The sequence below is a fragment of the Burkholderia sp. AU38729 genome (assembly GCF_020419725.1).
In the GTDB taxonomy this organism is placed as follows: domain Bacteria; phylum Pseudomonadota; class Gammaproteobacteria; order Burkholderiales; family Burkholderiaceae; genus Burkholderia.
This window is the reverse complement of record NZ_JAIZQO010000001.1, coordinates 758,455-780,812: the sequence shown is the minus strand read 5'-3', so window position 1 is coordinate 780,812 and position 22,358 is coordinate 758,455. Positions and strand designations below refer to the sequence as shown.

The following is a 22,358-nucleotide window of genomic DNA, read 5'->3' as shown; positions in this document are numbered from 1 at the left end:
TCCAGCGACCGGCATAGTGACGCTTTGAATTCACCGGACTGCCGCCATGCCGACCGCCCCCGCCTGTGTCGTTCGCGACGCAACCGACGCCGACCTCGACGCGATCCGCGCGATCTATGCGCACCACGTGCACCACAGCGTCGCGTCGTTCGAGGAAACGCCGCCCGATGTCGCCGAACTGCGCGCGCGCCGCGACGCGGTGCTACGCGACGGGCTGCCGTATCTCGTCGCCGAATGCGACGGCCGCGTGGCCGGCTACGCGTACGCGACGCCGTACCGCATCCGCCGTGCGTACCGCTTCACGATCGAGGACTCGATCTACATCGACGATGCGCAGCGCGGGCGCGGAATCGGCCGCGCACTGCTCGCGGCGCTGATCGAACGCTGCGAGGCCGGCCCGTGGCGGCAGATGATCGCGGTGATCGCCGACGGCGGTACCGGCGGCTCGACGTCACTGCATCGCGCGTTCGGTTTCGAGCCGGCCGGCGTGCTGAAGGCGGTCGGTTTCAAGCACGGCCGCTGGATCGATACGGCGCTGCTGCAGCGCCCGCTCGGTGACGGCGCGCGCACGCTCCCCGTCTCGCCTGAGCCTGTCGCGTCGCGCTAGAATGGCTGCATGTCAAAACAGACTCATTCCACACCCGACGAGGCAGCGCCGGACGCCCGCAACGAGTACACGGTCGACGAACTCGCGCGCGTGTCCGACACGACCGTGCGCAACGTCCGTGCGTACCAGGATCGCGGTTTGCTCGCGCCGCCGGAAAAGCGCGGCCGCGTCGGCATTTACGACGACACGCACGTCGCGCGGCTGAAACTGATCAACCACCTGCTCGCGCGCGGCTACACGCTGTCGAACATCCAGGACCTGATCAAGGCGATCGACGAAGGCCACGACCTGCGCTCGATCCTCGGTCTCGAAAACGCGATCGGCGGCCGCTGGTCGCACGAACTGCCGAAGACCTATTCGCTTGCCGCGCTCGCGCAGATGTTCGGCCCGCAGGCCACCACGCAGCTGTCGCGCGTGACCGAACTCGGCCTGCTCGAACGGCGCGGCCTGTCGTTCGTCGCCAAGAGCCCCGCGCTGCTCGAAGCGGCCGCCGCGATGACGAAGGAAGGCATTCCGCCGCGCGAGCTGCTCGACGTGATCAGCCTCGCACGGCCGCATTTCGACGCGATTGCGCGGCTGCTCGTCGATCTCGTCGTGAAGCGGCTCGACCGCTACGACGCGGGCACGCTGCCGCCCGCCACCGACGTGCCCGAACTGGTCGACGCGATCTGGCGCCTGCGCCCGCTCGCGGCCGTGTTCGTCGAAGGCGAGACGAACCGCGCACTGGAAACCGCGGCGAGCGCGTATCTCGGCGGCCGCGTCGCGACGATCCTCGACAAGAAGCTCAGCGACGAGGCCGCGCGGCAGTCCGGCACACCTTCACCGGAAAACGGCGGCGACGAAGCATAGGCGCGCCGCCGTCATATTGATATCGGCAATGCTTCGTTTGCGGGCGTGATTGCCCATGCGACGATTCTTCCAACCGAGCGGCACCGCCGCCCGCCCGAAGACGTTTTGCATGGAGTCCGTTCGATGATTCGTTTCACCCGCTGGATCGCCCGCACCGCCGCCGTCACCACGCTCGTCGCGCTGTCCGCCGCGTCGGCCTTCGCGCAAGGCGGCGCCGACAAGGTCGTGCGCATCGGCTACCAGAAGGCCGGCCTGCTGTCGGTCATCAAGGCGCAAGGTTCGCTCGAAGCGCGGCTCAAGCCGCTCGGCTATGGCGTGCAGTGGTTCGAATTCCCGGCCGGCCCGCAGCTGCTCGAAGCGCTGAACGCGAACAGCATCGACTTCGGCTATACGGGCGCGCCGCCGCCCGTGTTCGCCCAGGCGGCCGGCGTGCACTTCGTTTATGTCGGCGCGGAACCGCCGGCGCCGCACAACGAGGCCGTGATCGTGAAGGCCGATTCGCCGATCGGTTCGGTCGCCGGCCTGCGCGGCAAGAAGATCGCGCTGCAGAAGGGCTCGAGCGCGAACTACCTGCTGCTCGAAGCACTGAAGCAGGCCGGCGTGCGCTACGACGAAATCCGCCCCGTGTATCTTCCGCCCGCCGACGCGCGCGCCGCATTCGAGAGCGGCAACGTCGATGCGTGGGTCGTCTGGGATCCTTACTATGCGGCCGCGCAGAATGCGCTGAAGGTGCGGACACTGTCCGACTACACGGGCCTCGCGGCGACCAACAACTTCTACGAAGCCACGCAGGACTTCGCGCAGCAGCATCCCGACGTGGTCGGCGCGATCCTGAAGCAGGCGCGCGAGACGGGCCAGTGGGTCAACACGCATCCGGCCGACACGGCGGCGCTGATCGCACCGAAGGTCGGCCTGCCGCAACCGATTGTCGAGACGTGGATCAAGCGTGTCCCGTTTGGCGCGGTGCCGCTCGACGAAAAGATCGTCGCGGCCCAGCAGGGCGTCGCCGATGCGTTTTATGCGGCGAAGCTGATTCCGCAGAAGCTGAACGTGGCCGACAACGCATGGGTCGATAAAAGTGCGCAGCGTGCGCTCGCGGCGAAGTAGCGGGAACGCAGCGCGCAATGTGTCAAAACGGCCGCCGGGCACACGACTCGTCGGCCTTTCTTGTCCTTGTCGAATTTTCGGGAAACGCGGGACGCGCTGTCGGCGTTCGCGCCAGCGCGCGAGTCTCGCGTTTGCGTCTATTGTGGACGCCCCTGCACGCCATGCCGCATAGCACGCTCCGCCCTGCAGGGCCACATCGCTTCATCCGCAAAACGGGCTGCGAAGTGAAACAGTTACAAGTTTGTGATTGACGCCACCGCTGCCCAGCGGTTAATGTCTCGGTCGAAGTTCAAGAAGTCCGATTGCTGTTCATCAATTGATCGCTCCTCAGCGGTATTCGTTGTCCTCTCCCTCCTTGACGCTTCAAGCGCTCTTTCCAGAGCAAATCTTCATATTTTTTCTCAAGGAATCTTCATGGATACCGGTATCGTCAAGTGGTTCAACGACAGCAAAGGTTTTGGCTTCATCACGCCCGACAACGGCGGCGACGATCTCTTCGCTCACTTCTCCGAAATTCGCGCCGACGGCTTCAAGACGCTGGCTGAAAACCAGAAAGTGAGCTTCGAAACGAAGCAAGGCCCGAAGGGTCTGCAAGCGGCCAACATCAAGCCGCTGTAAAGTTTGAAGAACCCGGCGCCCCGTCACGGGCGCCGGGTTGCAGCGACATCCTCGCGGAGCCTGGTCTCCCAAAGTTGGCGCGATTGCTCTTGGCTGCATCGGTTCATTGAGCAGCTCGCCGCGCGCCACACGCCTCGTTGCACTTCATTCCCCCTCCGGCTGCCAAGCCCTTTTTCGCTTTACGACTGCGCCAGATTCAACTCGCAATGGCTTTGAATCGGCATATCCGTGCACATCCGCACGGCACGCGCGCACTCGAACATGATTAAAATTAAAATGCATAACGAACAAATTCATCAATACAACGGCTATGCCGTCCAACCCTCGGCGCATCGTTTGCCCGACGGTAGTTTTTCGTCCAACCTGCTGCTTGAACGCGCCGGCAGCCCTCGCACCGAAGGCCGCTACCAGTTCTATTCGCTCGATTACTTCACGAGCGAGGAGCAGGCGTTGCAGCATTCGGCCCGCTGGGCACGCAACTGGGTCGACACGCGCGGTTAAACACAACGCCAGGCCCTCGATCCAGCGACGAGCAACGCGCCGACGGTCTTCGCCGGCCGACTGGCTTCACTAGCCTGCCCCCTCTCCGCCGAACGCGTTCCGTCTGATCAGGCACATCCCGATCGGCGGCCAGGGCGCGGTGGGGGGACATCCGGAAACACGCCGCCGATCGCTTCGGCCACGTGTTCCAGCCCGCTCGCGCACTGTCCGACGATGACGACCTGCGCATTGCGCTGAGCACCATTCATCGCCGTGGCCAGTTCGATTTCCGCCCCGTCGCCACTCACCGACACCAGCCGACTCGTCGCATCGCGTCACAGATCGTCGTTCGACGACAACCATTCGGGCTCGTACGCACCCAGCGCGCGTGCCGGATAAAACCATCGCAGCGGCGCACCGTCGATCCGTACGGGCGGAAGGAGCCGGGATGCCGGCCCCCACGACGTCGGTTCGACGTGTTCCGCACGATCACGTTGATCGTCGGCAACCAGCTCGATCACCTCGCTCATCGGCTCCGACCGCAACTGCAACTCAGCCGCCGTCCGCGCCAGCGAAGCGCACACCTCGGTACCGACGCCCTCGTCCATTCGCGTCGTCAGCCCGCGAATCGCGGCGGTCGCCATCAGGTAACCCGTCGCATGGTCGATCGCCTGAACGGGCAAGTTCACCGGCTCATCGCCACCCGTCACGCGCATGCCCGCCTCGGCGATTCCCGTGCTCATTTGAATGAGGCTGTCGAAGCCGCGCCGGTAACGCCATTCACCACTCCAGCCATAAGCGTCGAGCGACACGTCGATGAGCGCGGGATTCAGCTCGCGCCGATGCGCGGCATCGAGCCCGAGGCGCGCGAGCGCGTCCGACCGGTAACCGTGCACGACGATATCCGCGCTGCGCAGCAACTGCTTGAGCGTATCGAGATCCTCCACATCCTTCAGGTTCAGCCGCGCACACCGCTTGCCGAGGACGACTTCGGGCACCGTGCCCGGCTCTTCCCAGCCGTACGGATCGATGCGCAGCACGTCGGCACCCAGGCCCGCAAGAAACCGTGTCGCCACGGGGCCGGCGAGAATGCGCGTCAGGTCGAGCACGCGAATGCCGCGCAACGGCCGGTCTTTCGAAGGCCGCCAGGCGTGCGCGACGGCATCGGTCGCGGCACGGACATGCAGCAACGGCTCGGTTGCGACTGCCTTGCCCTGTGGATGCCCGGCCCACTCCTGCGCCGAGTACATCGCCGCGGCACAACCGCCGCGCTCGACGATCGCCTCTTCGAGCGCGCCGGCATCCCAGCGATTCACCGCTTGCGCGACCGACTGCGCATCGGCGGCGCAGCCGAGCACCGACAACGCGGCCAGCCGATGATGCGGCGCGTTCGTGTGCAACCGGATCCAGCGATCGCGTGCCCGATAGTTGCCGGCCACCGGATCCCATTGCGGCGGCATCGACCAGCCTTGCGGACGCAGCGACGTGCCGAACCATAGCGACGCCATGCGCCGGTCGATCCGAACCGCCGGCAACGTCCCGGTCGATGCATGCAGCAATTCGGCAACGGACGTTCCTGCCGCACCGATCGCCGCCGTGGCCAGGTCGGTTACGCGAAATGCCGAAACCAGTTCGCCCGCCCCGCTGAAGCTGCACGACTCGAGAAAAGCCTGAGACCCGCCCGCCGCGCGCCAGAACGCCCGTAGATGACGCGACACCCGCTCGTCATCGGCCGCGGCCCGTTCCCTCGACATTTGATCGACACCCATGTTCGTCTCGCATGAATTGGTGAGGCAAAGATCGTCTCGCTCGCATTTGCTGTCAACGTTGATTATCCTGATCAACCTGTCGAACGATTCCCCCTGCGCACGATGTCGAACTACCTGAATTCGACCGCAGCCGCGGCAAGGCTCGGTGTCTCGCGGCAAACCCTCTACGCGTACGTCAGCCGCGGCCTGCTTCGCGCGGAACCGGGCAACAGCCACCGTGAAAGCCGCTACCTCGCGGCCGATGTCGAGCGCCTCGCGGATCAACGCGCACGCGGCCGCAAGCCGAAGGAAGTGGCGAAGGCCGCGTTGAACTGGGGGTCGCCCGTGCTCGAATCGAGCATCACGTTGATCGATGGCGGCCGGCTTTTCTATCGCGGCGTGGATGCACTCGATCTCGCTGCCCGCGCGAGTCTCGAGGAAGTCGCGGCGCTGCTGTGGCGATGCGACGAGCAGACCGCTTTCGGCCGTCACGTCCCCACGACGCCGTCAGTACTGCGAACGCTCTTCAGGCACTACGCCGGTCAACGCACCGAGCAAGCACTGCTGCCGCTCTTCACCGTCGCGAGCGAGGACGCGCCCACGGCGATCTGGCATCAGTCGGCCGATCGTCAGGCGCAGGGCTGCGGCGATCTCGTGCGGATTCTGGCGGCGTGCCTGCTGCGCACCCGGATCGATACCGCCCCGATCCACGCGCAATGCGCGCGAGCATGGGGCGTCGGGCCGGCGGGCGCCGAGCTGATCAGGATGGCGCTCGTGCTGTGCGCGGATCACGAACTGAACGCGTCGAGCTTCACGGGGCGGTGCATCGCGTCGACGAACGCGAGCTTGCGCGCCGTCGTGGTCGGCGGCCTGGCCGGCTTGTCGGGCGAGCGGCACGGCGCCACCACCGCGCGCGGCGAAGCACTGTGGGACGAACTGGGTAATCAGGACGTCGAGCAAAAAATGGTCGCGCGTCTCGCCCGGGGAGACGGCTTGCCGGGCTTCGGGCATGCGCTCTATCCCGATGGCGACGTGCGTGCGACGTATCTGTTGTCGCGGATCCTGCCGCGACATCCTCAGTGGAAAAGGATGATCGATACCGGGAGCATGCTCGTCGGCCAGAAGCCCTCGCTGGATCTCGCGCTGGTGGCGTTACGCAGACATTTGCGGCTTCCCGTCGGCGCGGCATTCGGCCTGTTCGCGCTTGGCCGGTCGATCGGCTGGATCGCGCACGGGCTGGAGCAGCGCGAGCAATCCGATCTCATCCGGCCGCGTGCGGTTTATACGGGTGCCTGGCCAGATGGCGCCAGCGCCGGGGCGGCGGATCACACTCGTTCTCGCGGACGGTCGGGAAAACAGCAAACAACGCAACCGGCAGCGCCGAAAGACGACATGCTTGCGGCTTTTTTCAGGAGCAAATAGGTTTTTGCTCGATGAAGTCGCGGCACGTCATCGGGGATACGCTAACGCCTCGTTGGTGAACGGAAGCAGCCAACCACAGACGTTTCGCGGATTTCGCCAACGGGTCGGCAGGCCCCTCCACGGAAATCCGCGAAGACTTTTCTCCCGATTCACGGGATACGAACAGCACACGGCGCCTCGATCCGGCCATGCGCGCACCGCGCCAGCGGCACGCGCATGCCCGGCATGCCGACTTACTTCAGCGCCCCCGCCACCTTCTTCTGCCGCCACAGACACAGCAAGTCGCACGCGACATGCGCGGCCGCGATCGCCGTGATGTCCGCGTGGTCGTACGCGGGCGCGACCTCGACCACATCCGCGCCGACCAGGTTCACCGCGCCGAGCGCACGCACGATCGCGAGCGCCTGCGCCGATGACAGCCCGCCCGCGACCGGCGTGCCGGTGCCGGGCGCGAACGCCGGATCGAGACAATCGATGTCGAACGTCAGGTACGCCGGCCGCGTGCCGACGATATCGACGATCCGCTCGACCGCCGCACGCGCGCCATGGTCATGCACCCACGCCGCATCGAGCCGCTCGATCCCGAGAAAGTCGTCGTTCCACGTGCGAATCCCGACCTGCACCGACGTCGCCGGATCGATCAGCCCTTCCTTCACGGCCTTGTAGAACATCGTCCCGTGATTGAGGCTGTCCGGATCGTCGTCGGCCCACGTATCGCAGTGCGCGTCGAAATGGATCAGCGACAGCGGCTTGCCGTAGCGCTCCGCATGCGCGACCAGCAGCGGATAAGTGATGTAGTGGTCGCCGCCGAGCGTCAGCATCTTCGCGCCGGAACCGAGGATCGTGCGCGCATGCTCGACGATCGCGGGCTTGATCGACAGCGGGTTGTGCGCGTCGAACCAGCAGTCGCCGTAGTCGACGGCCGCGAGATCGTCGAACGGGTTGAAGCCCCACGGATACGGATGAAGCTCCGCGAGCTGCACGCTCGCCGCGCGGATTGCGGCCGGCCCGAGCCGCGCGCCGGAGCGGTAGGTCGTCGCGAGATCGAGCGGCACGCCGGAGATCGCGACGTCGACGCCATCGAGCGCGCGCGAATAGTTGCGGCGCATGAACGACAGCACGCCCGCGTAGGTGTTTTCGATCGACGAGCCGTACGGCGTCGTGCGACGGATCGCGCCGTCGCCGTGGAGAAGTTCGGTCATGGTCGGACCTGTTTTCGTGGAGAGGCCCGCCCGCACCGCTTCGCATCAGCGCACGGGCCGGGCACGGCTGGGATTCATCGGGCCCGCACCGGCTCGTGCATCCAGTCGCGAGGCCGGGCGGAAACAACGACAACGACGGCAACCACCACATCGACAACGGCAATACCGCGGCGATCATAGCAAGCCGAATTGCAGTCGTTGCCCCGGTTCAACCGGGGCAACGCGCGGAGAAATCCGGCGGCCGCGCCCACGCATCGGAGCCCGGCATCGCCGGGTTGCCGCGCCGGCGGGCAATCCTCGTGCATCGCGATCCCGGTCGTTTCCTAGAAGGATTCGCCGGTTTTGGCACGCCCTTTCTTCCGGATAATGGCCGACAGCCGCGCGCTCGACCGCGCGCCGTCCACCGCAGACGACAACAAACCGGAGACACCCGCCTTGATCGCCACGCTTCCCGCCCCCTACCGCCGGCTCTGGCCGCTCGCCGTCGTCGCCGCGCTGCTCTATGGACTGTCGCTCGCCGCGGCGCCCTATCCCGGCCAGGCCGCCGCGAAAGCCGCGATGGGCATCCTGTTGCTCGCGGCGGGCAGCACCTGCGCCGCACCGCGCGAACGCGCGTGGTTGTGCGCGGCGCTCGTGACGGCCGTGCTCGGCGACGTACTGCTCGCGCTGCCCGACTGGCCGCTGTCGTTCGTCCTCGGCCTCGGCGCGTTCCTGCTCACGCACCTGTGCTACTGCGCGATCTTCATGCGCTGGCGCGCGCGGCCGCACGGCTGGCGCATCGTCGCGCTCGTCGGGCTGTGGATCGCCGCGCCGGCGTTCTACGTGGCGTTCTTCCCGCACCTCGGCGAGCTGATGGCGCCGGTCGCCGTCTACATGCTCGTGCTGTGCGCGATGGCGAGCTTCGCGCTCGCCGCCCGCACGCGCGGCCCGCTGGTGGCCATCGGCAGCCTGATTTTCGTCGGCTCCGATACGCTGATCGGCGTCGGCCGCTTCCTCGGCGGTTTTCCGGGCATCGACTACCTGGTCTGGGGCCTCTACGCGCTCGCGCAGGTCACGATCGTGGCCGGGGTTTTCCATGAGACAGCCGCTCGGCCGATCCATCCCTGATACCGTTTCAAACAGGCCGCCGCGCGCCGGCGGTCTCGCCCGCACCCTCTCACGCCCTGTCGACGGCCCTTTCCGCGTGTCCCGCATTGCGGAAACCGGCCCGTTCCAAACCCCGCTCAGCCTTTTCCCGTCTGGCTTCCGGCCCTTAGAGCGCCGCTTCTAGCCTCTTGCGGTTTCCGGGTTCACCCACTATCGTTACATCAAACAATGTAACATTAGAAAATGAGCCAAATCGGAGACACCCGGATGAATGCTCGCACGTTGCCTTTCGGTCCGCCCGGCCACGACGGTCTGGACGAAACCATCGACATCGCCATCATCGGCACCGGCTTCGCCGGCCTCGGGATGGCGATCCGCCTGCGTCAGACAGGCGTGACCGACTTCGTCGTCCTCGAGAAGGCCGCGTCGGTCGGCGGCACGTGGCGCGACAATCATTACCCCGGGTGTGCATGCGACGTGCAATCGCACGTCTATTCGTTCTCGTTCGCACCGAACCCGCGCTGGACGCGCATGTTCGCGCCGCAGCCGGAAATCCGCGCCTATCTGGAGGACTGCGTGCAGCGCTTCGGCGTCGGCCCGCACCTGCGCCTGAACCACGAACTGCAGCGCGCCGAGTACGACGAGGCCGCGCAACGCTGGCGCCTCACGTTCGCGAACGGCAAGCGGCTGTCCGCGCGCGTGCTGGTGTCGGGGATGGGCGGCCTGTCGCGCGCCGCGCTGCCGGCGATTCCCGGCGTCGAGACCTTCAAGGGCCGCGCGTTCCACTCTCAGCAGTGGGATCACGACTATCCGCTCGAAGGCAAGCGCGTCGCGGTGATCGGCACCGGTGCGAGCGCGATCCAGTTCGTGCCGCAGATCGCGCCGCGCGTGAAGGCGCTCGCGCTGTTCCAGCGCACGCCGCCGTGGATCATGCCGAAGCCCGATCGCAACCTGACCGGGTTCGAGAAGTGGCTGTTCCGCACGCTGCCGTTCACGCAGAAGGCTGTGCGCAACGGCATCTACTGGATGCTCGAATCGCGCGTGCTCGGCTTCGCGATCCATCCGTCGCTGATGAAGAACGTGCAGAAGCTCGCGCTGCGCCACATCCGCAAGCAGATTCCCGATCCGGAGCTGCGCAAGACCGTCACGCCGAACTACACGCTCGGCTGCAAGCGCGTGCTGATCTCGAACGACTACTACCCGGCGCTGTCGCGCAAGAACGTCGACGTGATCACCACCGGCATCGACCACATCGAAGCCGACGCGGTCGTGACGACCGACGGCAAGCGTCATGAAGTCGACTGCCTGATCTACGGCACCGGCTTCCAGGTGGCCGATCCGTATCCGCGCGGCGCGATCATCGGCCGCGGCGGGCTCGACATCGTCGACGCCTGGCGCGACGGCGCGCACGCGTATCTCGGCTCGACGCTGCCCGGCTACCCGAACTTCTTCATGATCGTCGGCCCGAACACGGGCCTCGGCCACAACTCGATGGTGTTCATGATCGAGTCGCAGATCGAATACATCCTCGGTGCACTGCAGGCGATGCGCCGCGAACGGGCGGACGCGATCGAGGTGCGCCCGCTCGTCGAGGCGCAGTTCAACAGCGACCTGCAAGGCAAGCTCAAGAAGGCGATCTGGTCGACGGGCGGCTGCAAGAGCTGGTACCTCGATCCGCGCACCGGCAAGAACACGACGCTGTGGCCCGGCTTCACGTGGCGTTTCCGCCAGGCGACCGCGCACTTCTCGATCGCCGACTACCACGCGTATCGCGCGCCGCAACACGACACGACCGCGCGGCCCGCCGCCGCGCCCGCCGCTTCCGCTTCGACTTCCCCGTCCGCCGAAGCGGCCTGAGCCAGACAAGGAGCCACCGACATGAGAGATTTTGCCAACAAGGTTGCCGCGATCACGGGTGCCGGCTCGGGCATGGGCCGCGCGCTCGCGATCCAGCTCGCGCAGGCCGGCTGCCACGTATCGCTCGCCGACAAGAACGGCGTGGGCCTCGCCGAAACCGAACGGATCGTCCGCGCGATCGCGCCGAACGTGCGCGTGTCGACGCGCGTGCTGGACGTCGGCGACCGCGACGCGATGTTCGCATGGGCCGACGACACCGCGAAGGAACACGGCAAGGTCAACCTGATCTTCAACAACGCGGGCGTCGCGCTGTCGAGCACGATCGAAGGAATGGAATACAGCGATCTCGAGTGGATCGTGAACATCAACTTCTGGGGCGTCGTGCACGGCACGAAGGCGTTCCTGCCGCACCTGAAGGCCTCGGGCGAAGGCCACGTGATCAACACGTCGAGCATCTTCGGGATCTTCGCGCAGCCGGGCATGAGCGGCTACAACGCGACCAAGTTCGCGGTGCGCGGCTTCACCGAATCGCTGCGCCAGGAACTCGACATGATGAAGTGCGGCGTATCGGCCACCTGCGTGCATCCGGGCGGCATCCGCACGAACATCGCGCAATCGAGCCGCGTCGCGAAGAACATGGTCGGCTTCATCGTCGAGAGCGAACAGCAAGGCAAGGACAGCTTCGAGAAGTTCTTCATCACGACCGCCGACGATGCCGCGCGCACGATCCTCGCCGGCGTGCGCAAGAACAAGCGCCGCGTGCTGATCGGCCGCGACGCGAAGGGCGCGGACTGGATGGCGCGCATCCTGCCCGCCGCGTACCAGGCGCTCGTCGTGCTGGCGACGCGCCGCGAGGCCGCGAAGGCCCGCCGCGCCGCGCGCGGCACGCCGGCGGCCGCACCGCTGCACGCCACCTACAACAATGCAGGCAACCAGGGAGGAGAACAATCATGACCACCCCGAACATGATGCCCGTGCGGCGCGACATCCGTTTCGCGCTGCCCCCCGAACGCGCACGCGACTGGCACGTGCAGGGCGTACCCGTCACGCACTTCATGAACGCGCTGTCGCTGCTGTTCCCGGCCGGCGAACGCTTCTTCATGGATTCGGTGCGCAACTACCGCGACCAGATCGAGGATCCGGAACTGAAGAAGCAGGTGCTCGGCTTCATCGGCCAGGAAGCGATGCACACGCGCGAGCACATCGAATACAACGACCTGCTGCAGGCGTCGGGCCTGCCCGCGCACAAGCTCGACAAGCGCCTGTGGACGATCCTCGGCTGGTTCAAGAAAGTGCTGCCGCATTCGATGCAGCTCGCGATCACGATCGCGCTCGAGCACTACACGGCGATCCTCGCGAACCAGCTGCTGTCCGGCCACGAGCACCGCATCGACGGTTCGGTCGAAGGCTACCAGCAGATGTGGATGTGGCACGCGATGGAGGAAACCGAGCACAAGGCGGTGTCGTACGACGTGTGGCGCACCGTGATGAAGCCGGGCCTCGGCAGCTACCTGCTGCGCACCGGCACGATGCTGACGACCACCGTGTTCTTCTGGGCCATCGTGTTCGACTTCCACGTGCGCCTGATGCGCGCGCACCGTCGCGAGCACGGCAAGTTCGGCGGCATGTGGCGCCTCGTGAAGTACCTGTACAGCCCGAAGCACGGCGTGTTCCCGAGCATCGCACGCGAATGGCTCGACTACTTCCGCCCGGGCTTCCACCCGTGGGACCACGACAACCATCAGTACCTGCACGAGCTCGACACGCTGCTCGAGAACATCGACGCGACCAACGCGCGCTACGCCGCGCAAGCCGCCCCGCGCCGCGTGCCGCTGCACTCGGTGGCGCAGGCATGACGCCATGGCGCGCGCCCACGAGATGCTGACCGTCCAGTCCGGCGACGTGAAACTCGCCGTCTACGTGAGCGGGTCGCGTCGCGCCCCGCCGCTGATCCTCGTACACGGCTACCCGGATTCGGCGGCCGTGTGGGCGCCGATCCGGGCGCGGCTCGCGAAGCGCTACCGCGTGATCGCGTACGACGTGCGCGGCGCCGGCGCGTCCGATGCGCCGCGCCGCCGGGCCGACTACTCGCTCGAGCGGCTCGCCGCCGACCTGAAGGCGGTGGCCGACGCGACCTGCGGCGGCCGGCCGTTCCATCTCGTCGGCCACGACTGGGGGTCGATCCAGTGCTGGGAGGCCGTGACCGACCCCGCGTTCCGCGGCCGGATCGCGTCGTACACGTCGATCTCGGGCCCGTGTCTCGATCACGTGTTCCGCGCGAAGATGCGGCTCAAGCAGAGCCTGAAGTCGTGGTACATCGCGTTCTTCCACCTGCCGCTCGTGCCGTCGCTGGTGTGGCGGCTCGGCGGCGCGGCACTGTGGCCGCGCTGGCTGCAGCTCACCGAGCGTGTGCGTGCGGAGCGCGATCCCGTGCAACTGAAGAACGCGCTGAACGGGCTGCAGCTGTACCGCGCGAACTTCATCGCACGGGCCCGCAAGCCGCGCGAGCGGTACGCGCAGGCGCCCGTGCAGATCCTGGTGCCGGTGCGCGACCGCTACGTGACGCCCGAGATGTCGGTCGACCTCGACCGCTGGCTCGGCGACCACGTGCGCGAGGAAATCGACGGCACGCACTGGATCGTGCTGCGCCACCCCGACCTGATCGCGTCGCGGATCGACCGCTTCGCGTCCGCGCAGGAGCGGCCGGCACTCACCCCGGTCGCGGCCCGGGTTCAGCGCACTGCGGGCGCCAGCGCCGGGAGGCGTCTGAACAGCGTCTCGTAATCGACGACGAGCCCGTCGTCGTCGATCTCCATCTCGGCCGTGAAGTCGCGGAAGATTCCTTCGTAGCGGTAGCGCCGGCCCGGCTCGAGGCACGCATAGGCCTGCTTGACCGGCGTGACCTTCAGGTCCGGCGTCGAGATGTACGCGACGTCGATCGGCCGCCGCTCGCCGCGCGCGAGGCCGAGGCGGCCGATCGGCAGCGAATTCGTGAACGGCGTCGCCGCGATGTCGATGTCGATGCAACCGTCGAGTTCCGACAGTGCGCGGCCCGAGCCGTCGCGCCAGTGGCCCGCGCCGTCGCCGCGCAATTCGAGCGTGCCGCCGCCCATCACCTTGAGCACCGCATGGGTCACGTGCCAGTGCGCGTCGCACTCGACGCGATACGCGAGCCCGTACGCACGGCCATACCGCTGGCCGACCACCGCGCTTTCGACGACGATCCCGCCGCCGCTCCGGTCGAACGTCAGATGTTCGACCCCGTCGCCTTCGAGCGACGCCCAACGCACTTCGCGCATCTTTCCGCCTCCCGGTATTCCCGATGCGAGGCATCGTCGCACGAATCGCTCAACGAAAGTGCCGGCCACCGCGAGGATTCGAGTCCCGAACCGGCCACCCCGCCGAAAGTGCCGACGACGCGGCGTTCGGGCTCGAACCGACCTCCGGATTCACCGTTTCGGGGCATCGGCCACAAATCCTGACTATCCAGAATTCCCTATTCCGGTGCACGGGATTGTGTCCTATGCTCGCGGCTCGTCCTGTTCCGCCGCCATCATGCCTACCGCCCGCCCCGTTTCGCCATCGATCGACCTGCGTATCCTGCTGCGCGGCATCGGGCAGATCGTGCTGCAGGCGAATGCGCTCACCGGCGCGCTGCTGCTCGCCGCACTGGCGCTGACCGACCTGCGGCTCGCGAGCGCGGCGCTGGTCGGCTCGGCCGCCGCCAGCATGACGGCGGTGCTGACGGGCGCCGAGCGCCGCGACGTCGAACAGGGGCTGCACGGCTTCAACGGCGCGCTCGCCGCGCTGATCGCCGTGCTGTTCGCACCCCATCAACTTGCCGCCATCGTGCTGGTGCCGCTGGCCTCGATCGGCGCGGCGCTCGTGCAGCACGCGATGCGCGTGCCGCTCGCACGCTGGCGCCAGTGCCCGTATTCGAGCCCGTGCCTCGCCGTCACCGCGCTGTGGTTTCCGTTTGTCGCATTGCAGCAGGCAGGCGGCGTGACGGCCGGCCCGGCGCTGACGTTTTCATCCGCGGCCGACGCGCTGCTCTCGGGCATCGCGCAGACCACTTTCGCGCAAGGCGCATGGGCCGGCGCGCTGATCGTCGTCGGCCTCGCCATTGCATCGCGCCGCGCGGCCGCATTCGCGCTCGGCGGCGCGCTGGTGTCGACCGTGCTGCTGGTCGCGCTCGGCGCCAGCGGCGCATCATTCGCCGACGGCGTGCTCGGCTTCAACGGCGCGCTCGCCGCACTCGCGCTGATGCCGCGCGGCCCACGCGCGGCGCTCGCGGCCGCCGCACTCGCCGCGCTGATCCAGTGGCTCGCGACGCGCGCCGGCATTCCGGCGTTCACGGCCCCGTTCGCGCTCGCGTCGTGGGTCACGGTGATCGTCGCCCGCCGCTTCACCTTCGGAGAACCCGATGTCGTCATTCGCACACCGTCCTGATGCCGTGAAACCCGGCGGCCCGATCTCGGACGCCGAACGCCGGATGCGCGTCGACCTCGCCGCCGCGTACCGGCTCGTCGCGCTGAACGGCTGGGACGACCTGATCTACACGCACCTTTCCGCGACCGTGCCCGGCGAGCCCGGCCACTTCCTGATCAACCCGTTCGGCCTCACGTTCGACGAAGTCCGCGCGTCGAATCTCGTGAAGATCGACCTGGCCGGTAACCGGATCGGCGACAGCGAGCATGCGGTCAACGTGACGGGCTTCGCGCTGCACGCGGCCGTGCATGCCGCACGCGCCGATGCTGTGTGCGTGATGCATCTGCACAATACGGCCGGCATCGCCGTGTCGATCCAGCGCGACGGGCTGCTGCCCGCGTCGCAGCACGCGCTGCGGTTTCATGGCGACCTCGCGTACCACGACTACGAGGCGCTCGCGTTCTCGCCGGCCGAAGGCACGCGGCTGACCGCGAGCCTCGGCGCGAAATCCGCGATGCTGCTGCGCAACCACGGCACGCTGACGGTCGGCCGCACCGTGGCCGAAGCCTATGTGCTGATGGACACGCTGATCAAGGCGTGCGATATCCAGGTGCGCGCGCAGGCCGGCGGCGGGCCGCTCGTGCTGCCCGCACCGGCCATCGCCGACCGAACCGCCGAACAGCTGCGCGACGGCGGCGCGATCGAGGGCGAACTGGAATGGCCGGCGCTGCTGCGCCGGCTCGACCGGATCGATCCGACGTATCGCGACTGACGACGCCGGCTCCCAACGCCTCATTCATCCCAACCAATCGGAGCACTCCGTCATGCCGACTTTCAATATCCAGCTCTTCGAAGGCCGCACCGTCGACCAGAAGCGCGCATTCGTCGAAGCCATCACGCGCGTCACGTGCGAGACACTCGGCTGCGAACCGGGCTCGGTCGACATCATTCTCACCGACGTGAAGAAGGAGAACTGGGCGACGGCAGGGAAGCTGTGGAGCGACGAGCGCTGAGCATCAAAGGCGGCGTCGCTTCGACGCGGCATGCCCCACACTAATCGACACGCTGCAGCGCCCACGACGGGCGCTGCACGCGGCCTTCTCCAGCCGCCCCTCGTTGTGCGCCCGCACATCGCTTTGTCACGCAATCGGCGCATAATGCCGGACAGACGCAGCAGCCGATGGCCACCCGACGAGGAGACCGCCATGGAAGCGAAGAACGAGGAAGTCGTCGCACACCTGCTCTCGGACGTCGTCGAGTTCGCGCGCGGGCGCCTGCCCGAAGCCACGTTCCGGATCGTCGAACCCTTCCTGCGTCACTACTACGATTTCGTCGATGCCGACGATCTGCAAAGCCGCAGCATCGCCGATCTCTACGGCGCCGCGATGGCGCACTGGCAGACCGCCCAGAAATTCGTGCCCGGCAGCGAACGGCTGCGCGTGTACAACCCGATCCTCGAACAGCACGGCTGGCATTCCGATCACACGGTCATCGAGATCGTCAACGACGACATGCCGTTCCTCGTCGATTCGGTGTCGATGGCCGTCAACCGCCTCGGGCTCGCGCTGCATTCGGCGCTGCACCCGGTATTCCGCATCTGGCGCGGCCGCGATGGCGGCATCGAGCGCGTCGACGCGGGCGGCGCGACGCCCGGCGACGGCCAGTCGCAGCTCGCGTCGTTCATCCATTTCGAAGTCGACCGCTGCGGCGATGCCGCGCTGCTCAACACGTTGCGCAACGACATCGCGCACGTGCTCGGCGACGTGCGCGCGTCGGTGGAAGACTGGCCGAAGATCGTCGAGATCGCACGCGCGACGATCAAGGAAATGAAGGCGCGCGAATCGACCGCGGAAGACATCGAGGCACGCGCCTTCCTCGAATGGATGGCCGCCGATCACTTCACGTTCCTCGGCCAGCGCGACTACGCGCTGGTATCGGACGGCACGGGCTTCGGGCTGCGCGGCATCGAAGGCACCGGCTTCGGCATCCTGCGCGAATCGCTGCGCACGTCGGGCGCGCCCGACGTGACGCCGCTGCCGCAGGCCGCCGCCGACATCATCACCGGCTCCTGGCCGATCTTCCTGACCAAGGCGAATTCGCGCGCGACCGTGCACCGGCCCGGCTATCTCGACTACGTCGGCGTGAAGCTCGTCGGCCCCGACGGCAAGGTCGCGGGCGAGCGCCGCTTCATCGGGCTCTACACGTCGACCGCGTACATGGTGTCGAGCGCCGAGATCCCGATCGTGCGCCGCAAGTGCGCGAACATCGTGCGGCGCGCGGGCTTCCTGCCGAAGGGGCACCTCGGCAAGTCGCTCGTGACGGTGCTCGAAACCTATCCGCGCGACGAGCTGTTCCAGGCCGACGAAGACCAGCTCTACGACATCGCGCTCGGCATCCTGCGGCTGCAGGAACATCAGCGCACGCGCCTGTTCGTGCGGCGCGACCGCTTCGACCGCTTCGTGTCGTGCCTCGTGTTCGTGCCGCGCGACAAGTACAACACCGACCTGCGCCGGCGCATCGCGAAGCTGCTCGTCGATGCGTACAACGGCGTGAACGTCGAGTTCACGCCGCTGCTGTCGGAATCGGCGATCGCGCGCATTCATTTCGTCGTCCACGCGGAACCGGGCACGATGCCCGACGTCGACACGCGCGAGCTCGAAACGCGGCTCGTGCAGGTCACGCGCCGCTGGCAGGACGATCTCGCCGACGCGCTGCTCGACGCCTTCGGCGAAGAGCAAGGCAACCGCCTGCTGCAGCGCTATGCCGATTCGTTCCCGGCCGGCTATCGCGACGACTATCCGGCGCGCACGGCCGTGCGCGACATCGAGCTGATCGAGCGCGTGAAGGATTCGGGGCAGCTCGCGATGAACCTGTACCGGCCGATCGAGGCCGACGCGCGTGCGTTCCGCTTCAAGGTCTATCGCGCGGGCGACCCGATCGCGCTGTCGCGCAGCCTGCCGATGCTCGAGCATCTCGGCGTGCGCGTCGACGAGGAACGGCCGTACCGGATCCAGACGCAGGACGCCGCGCATGCATGGGTACACGACTTCGGCCTCGAGCTCGCCGACGATACCGAGTTCGACATCGAGCGCGTGAAGGGCCTGTTCGAGGATGCGTTCGACCAGATCTGGAGCGGCCGGATCGAGAACGACGACTTCAACCGCCTCGTGCTGCGCGCCCACCTGAGCGCACGCGAAGTGACGATCCTGCGCGCGTATGCGAAGTACCTGCGTCAAGTCGGCTCGACCTTCAGCGACGCGTATATCGAGCGCGCGCTGACCGGCAACCCGGCGATCGCGCGGCAGCTCGTCGAGCTGTTCCTGCTGCGGTTCGATCCGGCCACCGGCGACACGCGCGACGTACAGGCCGAGCGGCTACTGAAGGCGATCGAAGGCGCGCTCGACCAGGTGCCGAACCTCGACGAGGACCGCATCCTGCGCCAGTTCCTCGGCGTGATCAACGCGACCGAGCGCACGAACTACTTCCTCGCCGATGCGAACGGCGAACCGAAGCCGTACCTGTCGTTCAAGTTCAATCCGGCGAAGGTGCCGGGCCTGCCCGAACCGAAGCCGATGTTCGAGATCTGGGTGTATTCGCCGCGTGTCGAGGGCGTGCACCTGCGCGGCGGGCGCGTCGCGCGCGGCGGCCTGCGCTGGTCGGATCGCCGCGAGGATTTCCGCACCGAAGTGCTCGGGCTGATGAAGGCGCAGATGGTGAAGAACGTCGTGATCGTGCCGGTCGGCTCGAAAGGCGGCTTCGTCGTGAAGAATCCGCCGCCGCCGAGCGATCGCGAAGCGTGGATGCGCGAAGGCATCGCGTGCTACCAGACCTTCCTGCGCGGCCTGCTCGACCTGACCGACAACCTCGTCGGCAACGCGATCGTGCCGCCGCCCGACGTCGTGCGTCACGATCCGGATGACCCGTACCTGGTCGTCGCCGCCGACAAGGGCACGGCCACCTTCTCCGACTACGCGAACGCGATCTCGCACGAGTACGGCTTCTGGCTCGACGACGCATTCGCGTCCGGCGGCTCGGTCGGCTACGACCACAAGAAGATGGCGATCACCGCGCGCGGCGCGTGGGAGTCGGTGAAGCGGCACTTCCGCGAGATGGGCATCGATACGCAGACGACCGACTTCACGGTGGTCGGCGTCGGCGACATGTCGGGCGACGTGTTCGGCAACGGGATGCTGCTGTCGCCGCATATCCGGCTGGTCGCCGCGTTCGATCACCGGCACGTGTTCCTCGATCCGAACCCCGATCCCGCGACGAGCTTCGCCGAGCGCGCGCGCATGTTCGCACTCGAACGCTCGAGCTGGGCCGACTACGATCCGGCATCGATCTCGTCGGGCGGCGGCGTCTACCCGCGCACCGCGAAGACGATCCCGCTGTCGCCGGCCGTGCAGGCCGCGCTCGGCATCGACGCGCATGCGCTGCCGCCGGCCGAGCTGATCCGCGCGATCCTGCAGGCGCCGGTCGACCTGCTGTACAACGGCGGGATCGGCACCTACGTGAAAGCCGCGCGCGAAACCCACCTGCAGGTCGGCGACCGCGCGAACGACGCGGTGCGCGTGAACGGCGCGGACCTGCGCTGCAAGGTGGTCGGCGAAGGCGGCAACCTCGGCTGCACGCAGTTCGGCCGGATCGAGTTCGCGCAGCGCGGCGGCCGCATCAACACCGATGCGATCGACAACTCGGCCGGCGTCGATTGTTCGGATCACGAAGTCAACATCAAGATCCTGCTCGGGCTCGTCGTGTCCGACGGCGAGATGACCGAGAAGCAGCGCAACGCGCTGCTCGCGGAGATGACCGACGAAGTCGGGCTGCTCGTGCTACGCGACAACTACTACCAGACGCAGGCGCTGTCGATCGCCGGCCGCTACGCGGTCGAGCTGCTCGACGCCGAAGCGCGCCTGATGCGCTGGCTCGAACGCGCGGGCCGCCTGAACCGCGTGATCGAATTCCTGCCGACCGATGACGAAGTCGCCGAACGGCAGGCCGCGAAGCTCGGCCTCACGTCACCGGAACGCGCTGTGCTGCTCGCGTACAGCAAGATGTGGCTGTACGACGCGCTGCTCGAATCCGACGTGCCCGAGGATCCGCTGGTGGCCGCGATGCTCGTCGACTACTTCCCGAAGCCGCTGCAGCAGCGCTTCAGCGAGCCGATGCGCCGCCATCCGCTGCGCCGCGAGATCCTCGCGACGCACCTGACCAACGCGCTCGTGAACCGCGTCGGCTGCGCGTTCGTGCACCGGCTGATGGAGGAGACCGACGCGAAGCCCGGCGACATCGTGCGGGCGTGCATCATGGCGCGCGACGTGTTCGACCTCGATGCGGTGTGGCGCGATATCGACGCGCTCGACAACCGCGTCGCCGACGACGTGCAGGCGCGCATGTTCGTCGACGTCGCAAGGTTGCTGGAGCGCGCGGCGCTGTGGTTCCTGCGGCACCTGCAATCCGGCGCGGTGGCCGATGGTGGCGTCACCGAGCTGATCGCGCGCTGCCGCGACGCGGCGGAGCGGCTCGCGCCGCAACTGCCGTCGCTGCTGCCGGCCGACGATCTCGAGGCATTGTCCGAGCGGCAGCGCGTGCTGGTCGAAGCCGGTGTCGACAGCGCACTTGCGGTGCGCGTCGCGAGCGGCGACATCTCGGCCGCGCTGCTCGACATCGCCGAAGTGGCCGCGACCAGCAACCGCAGCCTCGAACTCGTCGCGGGAGTCTATTTCTCGCTCGGCACGCTGCTCAATTACAGCTGGATCGGCGAGCGCGCGGCAACACTGCCGACGCCGACGCACTGGGACATGCTGGCGCGCGCGGCCGCGCTCGCGGAAGTCGCGCGCCTCAAGCGCACGCTGGCGACGAGCGCACTCGCGGAATCGCCGGATTCGACCACGCCGGAGACGATCGTCAGCGCATGGCGCGCGCGCCGCGAAGCCGCGCTCGCGCGTTACGAGCACCTGCTCGCGGATCTGCGCGCATCGGGCGGTGCGAGCCTCGCGGTGCTGCTCGTGGTCGTGCGGGAAATGGCCGTGCTCGAACGGGCGTGATGGTCGCTGTGGTTGCTGTGGTTGCTATGATCGCAACAGCTCAGACCGTCGCGACCAGCAGCTCTTCCGCGTTGTTCGGCGGCCGCAGGCCGTCGGTGCGATCGGCGAAGTAACGGCGCGTCAGTTCGGCGGCCGATACGTGCGCGGCCTCTGCGAAACCGGCCTCACGCGCGAGCGCCTGGATCTGCGCCGGCATGAAGAAGCTGATGAACGGCGTGCCGCTGGCGCGCGCGCCCTTCGCGGCCATTTCCAGCCCGGGGCGCACATCCGGATCCGCCTGCTCCAGCGGCAACAGGAACGTCATCGCGAGCGTCGAGCCCGGCGCGAGCGACGCGACTTCGCGCAACGCGGCCGCATTCGCTTCGTGCGTCAGGTACATGCTGACGCCGGTGGACACCACGACCGCCGGCTTGCCGGCATCGAAGCCCGCGCCGACCAGCGCAGCACGCCACGACTGCTTCGCCTCGAAATCGACCGGTACGAAACGCAGCCAGTCGGGCACGCCGAAACCGAGTTCGACCAGGCGGCGCTGCTTCCAGGCCTGCGTCGCGGGCGGATCGACTTCGAAGACGGTCACGCGCGACGCCATCTCCGGCCGGCGCTGCACGAAGCTGTCGAGGCCCGCGCCGAGGATCACGTACTGGCTCACGCCGCGCGCGGCCTGTTCGACGACGAGATCCTCGATGAAGCGCGCCCGCGCGACGATCGACGCACGGAACGGCCGCGTGAACTGCGGATCCATGTCGCCGCGCTGCTGCCAGCCGGGTTCCGGTGCGAGCAATTGCAGCCCGACTTCATCGGCGAGCACGTGCGGCGGCGCGTCGAGTTCGACGTGCAGGGCGCGCCACAGCGCAACGCGCGCGGCCGTGCTGTCGGGGGCGCTTTCTCGGGGTTCGGTCATGATCGC

At 67.5% G+C, this 22,358-nt stretch carries 20 protein-coding genes; 15 read left to right on the top strand and 5 right to left on the bottom strand.

Annotated features, from left to right (window positions below):
* Window positions 1–46 precede the first annotated feature (46 nt).
* Together LGM56_RS03465 and LGM56_RS03460 are read left to right on the top strand one after the other, a co-directional pair.
* Window positions 47–607, top strand: coding sequence for a GNAT family N-acetyltransferase (locus tag LGM56_RS03465; protein ID WP_226202834.1), 561 nt, complete (start codon window positions 47–49; stop codon window positions 605–607).
* Between the two features lie 9 nt (window positions 608–616).
* Window positions 617–1,456: a MerR family transcriptional regulator gene (locus LGM56_RS03460; RefSeq protein ID WP_089485512.1), complete on the top strand. Its 840-nt coding sequence runs from the start codon at window positions 617–619 to the stop codon at window positions 1,454–1,456.
* Here LGM56_RS03460 and LGM56_RS03455 read toward each other — a convergent pair.
* On the bottom strand, window positions 1,427–1,567 hold the full coding sequence (locus LGM56_RS03455) for a hypothetical protein (RefSeq protein ID WP_226202831.1): 141 nt from the start codon (window positions 1,565–1,567) through the stop codon (window positions 1,427–1,429). The two genes, LGM56_RS03460 and LGM56_RS03455, sit on opposite strands and share 30 nt — an antisense overlap.
* Window positions 1,568–1,579: 12 nt before the next feature.
* Between LGM56_RS03455 and LGM56_RS03450 the strand changes: the two genes are divergently transcribed.
* From LGM56_RS03450 to LGM56_RS03440, 3 genes are all read left to right on the top strand, one after another.
* The gene (locus tag LGM56_RS03450; protein ID WP_089496671.1) at window positions 1,580–2,563 is read left to right on the top strand and encodes a sulfonate ABC transporter substrate-binding protein; all 984 of its coding nucleotides are present in this window, start codon (window positions 1,580–1,582) and stop codon (window positions 2,561–2,563) included.
* Window positions 2,564–2,977: 414 nt separating this feature from the next.
* Entirely contained in the window at window positions 2,978–3,181 is a 204-nt protein-coding gene (locus tag LGM56_RS03445; RefSeq protein ID WP_006485974.1) for a cold-shock protein, read from the top strand.
* Window positions 3,182–3,457: 276 nt separating this feature from the next.
* Complete coding sequence (locus LGM56_RS03440; protein ID WP_089427204.1) at window positions 3,458–3,682, top strand: hypothetical protein; 225 nt, start codon at window positions 3,458–3,460, stop codon at window positions 3,680–3,682.
* Window positions 3,683–3,996: 314 nt separating this feature from the next.
* Here the strand turns inward: LGM56_RS03440 and LGM56_RS03435 are convergent, their stop codons facing one another.
* On the bottom strand, window positions 3,997–5,430 hold the full coding sequence (locus LGM56_RS03435; RefSeq protein WP_226203237.1) for a CoA transferase: 1,434 nt from the start codon (window positions 5,428–5,430) through the stop codon (window positions 3,997–3,999).
* A 102-nt stretch (window positions 5,431–5,532) separates the two neighbouring features.
* On the opposite strand from LGM56_RS03435, the gene LGM56_RS03430 reads away from it, so the two are divergent.
* Window positions 5,533–6,831, top strand: a complete 1,299-nt coding sequence (locus LGM56_RS03430) for a citrate synthase family protein (RefSeq protein WP_226202829.1) — start codon at window positions 5,533–5,535, stop codon at window positions 6,829–6,831.
* 233 nt (window positions 6,832–7,064) lie between these two features.
* Here the strand turns inward: LGM56_RS03430 and speB are convergent, their stop codons facing one another.
* Window positions 7,065–8,033, bottom strand: a complete 969-nt coding sequence (gene speB, locus LGM56_RS03425) for an agmatinase (protein WP_226202827.1) — start codon at window positions 8,031–8,033, stop codon at window positions 7,065–7,067.
* 435 nt (window positions 8,034–8,468) lie between these two features.
* On the opposite strand from speB, the gene LGM56_RS03420 reads away from it, so the two are divergent.
* The 5 genes from LGM56_RS03420 to LGM56_RS03400 all read left to right on the top strand — a co-directional run bounded on the left by LGM56_RS03420 (window position 8,469) and on the right by LGM56_RS03400 (window position 13,760).
* Window positions 8,469–9,140 (top strand): lysoplasmalogenase, encoded by a 672-nt coding sequence (locus tag LGM56_RS03420; protein ID WP_226202825.1) that lies wholly within the window; start codon window positions 8,469–8,471, stop codon window positions 9,138–9,140.
* Between the two features lie 246 nt (window positions 9,141–9,386).
* Window positions 9,387–10,976, top strand: coding sequence for a flavin-containing monooxygenase (locus LGM56_RS03415; RefSeq protein ID WP_226202823.1), 1,590 nt, complete (start codon window positions 9,387–9,389; stop codon window positions 10,974–10,976).
* A gap of 21 nt (window positions 10,977–10,997) precedes the next feature.
* The gene (locus tag LGM56_RS03410; RefSeq protein ID WP_226202821.1) at window positions 10,998–11,930 is read left to right on the top strand and encodes an SDR family NAD(P)-dependent oxidoreductase; all 933 of its coding nucleotides are present in this window, start codon (window positions 10,998–11,000) and stop codon (window positions 11,928–11,930) included.
* Window positions 11,927–12,832, top strand: a complete 906-nt coding sequence (locus LGM56_RS03405; RefSeq protein WP_226202819.1) for a metal-dependent hydrolase — start codon at window positions 11,927–11,929, stop codon at window positions 12,830–12,832. Before LGM56_RS03410 ends, LGM56_RS03405 begins: the two co-directional genes overlap by 4 nt.
* A gap of 4 nt (window positions 12,833–12,836) precedes the next feature.
* A complete protein-coding gene (locus LGM56_RS03400) occupies window positions 12,837–13,760 on the top strand; it encodes an alpha/beta fold hydrolase (protein WP_089496663.1) in 924 nt (307 codons plus the stop codon).
* Here LGM56_RS03400 and LGM56_RS03395 read toward each other — a convergent pair.
* Entirely contained in the window at window positions 13,709–14,275 is a 567-nt protein-coding gene (locus LGM56_RS03395) for a putative glycolipid-binding domain-containing protein (RefSeq protein ID WP_089496662.1), read from the bottom strand. The two genes, LGM56_RS03400 and LGM56_RS03395, sit on opposite strands and share 52 nt — an antisense overlap.
* Before the next feature lie 256 nt (window positions 14,276–14,531).
* Between LGM56_RS03395 and LGM56_RS03390 the strand changes: the two genes are divergently transcribed.
* From LGM56_RS03390 to LGM56_RS03375, 4 genes are all read left to right on the top strand, one after another.
* Entirely contained in the window at window positions 14,532–15,425 is an 894-nt protein-coding gene (locus LGM56_RS03390) for an urea transporter (protein WP_226202817.1), read from the top strand.
* A complete protein-coding gene (locus LGM56_RS03385; RefSeq protein ID WP_089496660.1) occupies window positions 15,400–16,176 on the top strand; it encodes a class II aldolase/adducin family protein in 777 nt (258 codons plus the stop codon). Before LGM56_RS03390 ends, LGM56_RS03385 begins: the two co-directional genes overlap by 26 nt.
* A 52-nt stretch (window positions 16,177–16,228) precedes the next feature.
* Window positions 16,229–16,417: a 4-oxalocrotonate tautomerase gene (locus LGM56_RS03380; RefSeq protein WP_039344138.1), complete on the top strand. Its 189-nt coding sequence runs from the start codon at window positions 16,229–16,231 to the stop codon at window positions 16,415–16,417.
* Window positions 16,418–16,609: 192 nt separating this feature from the next.
* Window positions 16,610–21,451: an NAD-glutamate dehydrogenase gene (locus tag LGM56_RS03375; RefSeq protein ID WP_226202815.1), complete on the top strand. Its 4,842-nt coding sequence runs from the start codon at window positions 16,610–16,612 to the stop codon at window positions 21,449–21,451.
* A gap of 40 nt (window positions 21,452–21,491) precedes the next feature.
* Here LGM56_RS03375 and LGM56_RS03370 read toward each other — a convergent pair whose 3' ends face one another.
* Window positions 21,492–22,352, bottom strand: a complete 861-nt coding sequence (locus LGM56_RS03370; protein ID WP_226202813.1) for a class I SAM-dependent methyltransferase — start codon at window positions 22,350–22,352, stop codon at window positions 21,492–21,494.
* Window positions 22,353–22,358 lie beyond the last annotated feature (6 nt).

Coding starts and splice junctions, on each gene's coding strand:
- LGM56_RS03430 (WP_226202829.1), top strand. CDS start 5,533: ATGTCGAACTACCTGAATTCGACCGCAGCCGCGGCAAGGCTCGGTGTC.
- LGM56_RS03460 (WP_089485512.1), top strand. CDS start 617: ATGTCAAAACAGACTCATTCCACACCCGACGAGGCAGCGCCGGACGCC.
- LGM56_RS03400 (WP_089496663.1), top strand. CDS start 12,837: ATGGCGCGCGCCCACGAGATGCTGACCGTCCAGTCCGGCGACGTGAAA.
- LGM56_RS03370 (WP_226202813.1), bottom strand. CDS start 22,352: ATGACCGAACCCCGAGAAAGCGCCCCCGACAGCACGGCCGCGCGCGTT.
- LGM56_RS03395 (WP_089496662.1), bottom strand. CDS start 14,275: ATGCGCGAAGTGCGTTGGGCGTCGCTCGAAGGCGACGGGGTCGAACAT.
- LGM56_RS03455 (WP_226202831.1), bottom strand. CDS start 1,567: ATGCAAAACGTCTTCGGGCGGGCGGCGGTGCCGCTCGGTTGGAAGAAT.
- LGM56_RS03390 (WP_226202817.1), top strand. CDS start 14,532: ATGCCTACCGCCCGCCCCGTTTCGCCATCGATCGACCTGCGTATCCTG.
- LGM56_RS03375 (WP_226202815.1), top strand. CDS start 16,610: ATGGAAGCGAAGAACGAGGAAGTCGTCGCACACCTGCTCTCGGACGTC.
- LGM56_RS03410 (WP_226202821.1), top strand. CDS start 10,998: ATGAGAGATTTTGCCAACAAGGTTGCCGCGATCACGGGTGCCGGCTCG.
- speB (WP_226202827.1), bottom strand. CDS start 8,033: ATGACCGAACTTCTCCACGGCGACGGCGCGATCCGTCGCACGACGCCG.
- LGM56_RS03450 (WP_089496671.1), top strand. CDS start 1,580: ATGATTCGTTTCACCCGCTGGATCGCCCGCACCGCCGCCGTCACCACG.
- LGM56_RS03465 (WP_226202834.1), top strand. CDS start 47: ATGCCGACCGCCCCCGCCTGTGTCGTTCGCGACGCAACCGACGCCGAC.
- LGM56_RS03440 (WP_089427204.1), top strand. CDS start 3,458: ATGCATAACGAACAAATTCATCAATACAACGGCTATGCCGTCCAACCC.
- LGM56_RS03405 (WP_226202819.1), top strand. CDS start 11,927: ATGACCACCCCGAACATGATGCCCGTGCGGCGCGACATCCGTTTCGCG.
- LGM56_RS03415 (WP_226202823.1), top strand. CDS start 9,387: ATGAATGCTCGCACGTTGCCTTTCGGTCCGCCCGGCCACGACGGTCTG.
- LGM56_RS03435 (WP_226203237.1), bottom strand. CDS start 5,430: ATGGGTGTCGATCAAATGTCGAGGGAACGGGCCGCGGCCGATGACGAG.
- LGM56_RS03385 (WP_089496660.1), top strand. CDS start 15,400: ATGTCGTCATTCGCACACCGTCCTGATGCCGTGAAACCCGGCGGCCCG.
- LGM56_RS03380 (WP_039344138.1), top strand. CDS start 16,229: ATGCCGACTTTCAATATCCAGCTCTTCGAAGGCCGCACCGTCGACCAG.
- LGM56_RS03445 (WP_006485974.1), top strand. CDS start 2,978: ATGGATACCGGTATCGTCAAGTGGTTCAACGACAGCAAAGGTTTTGGC.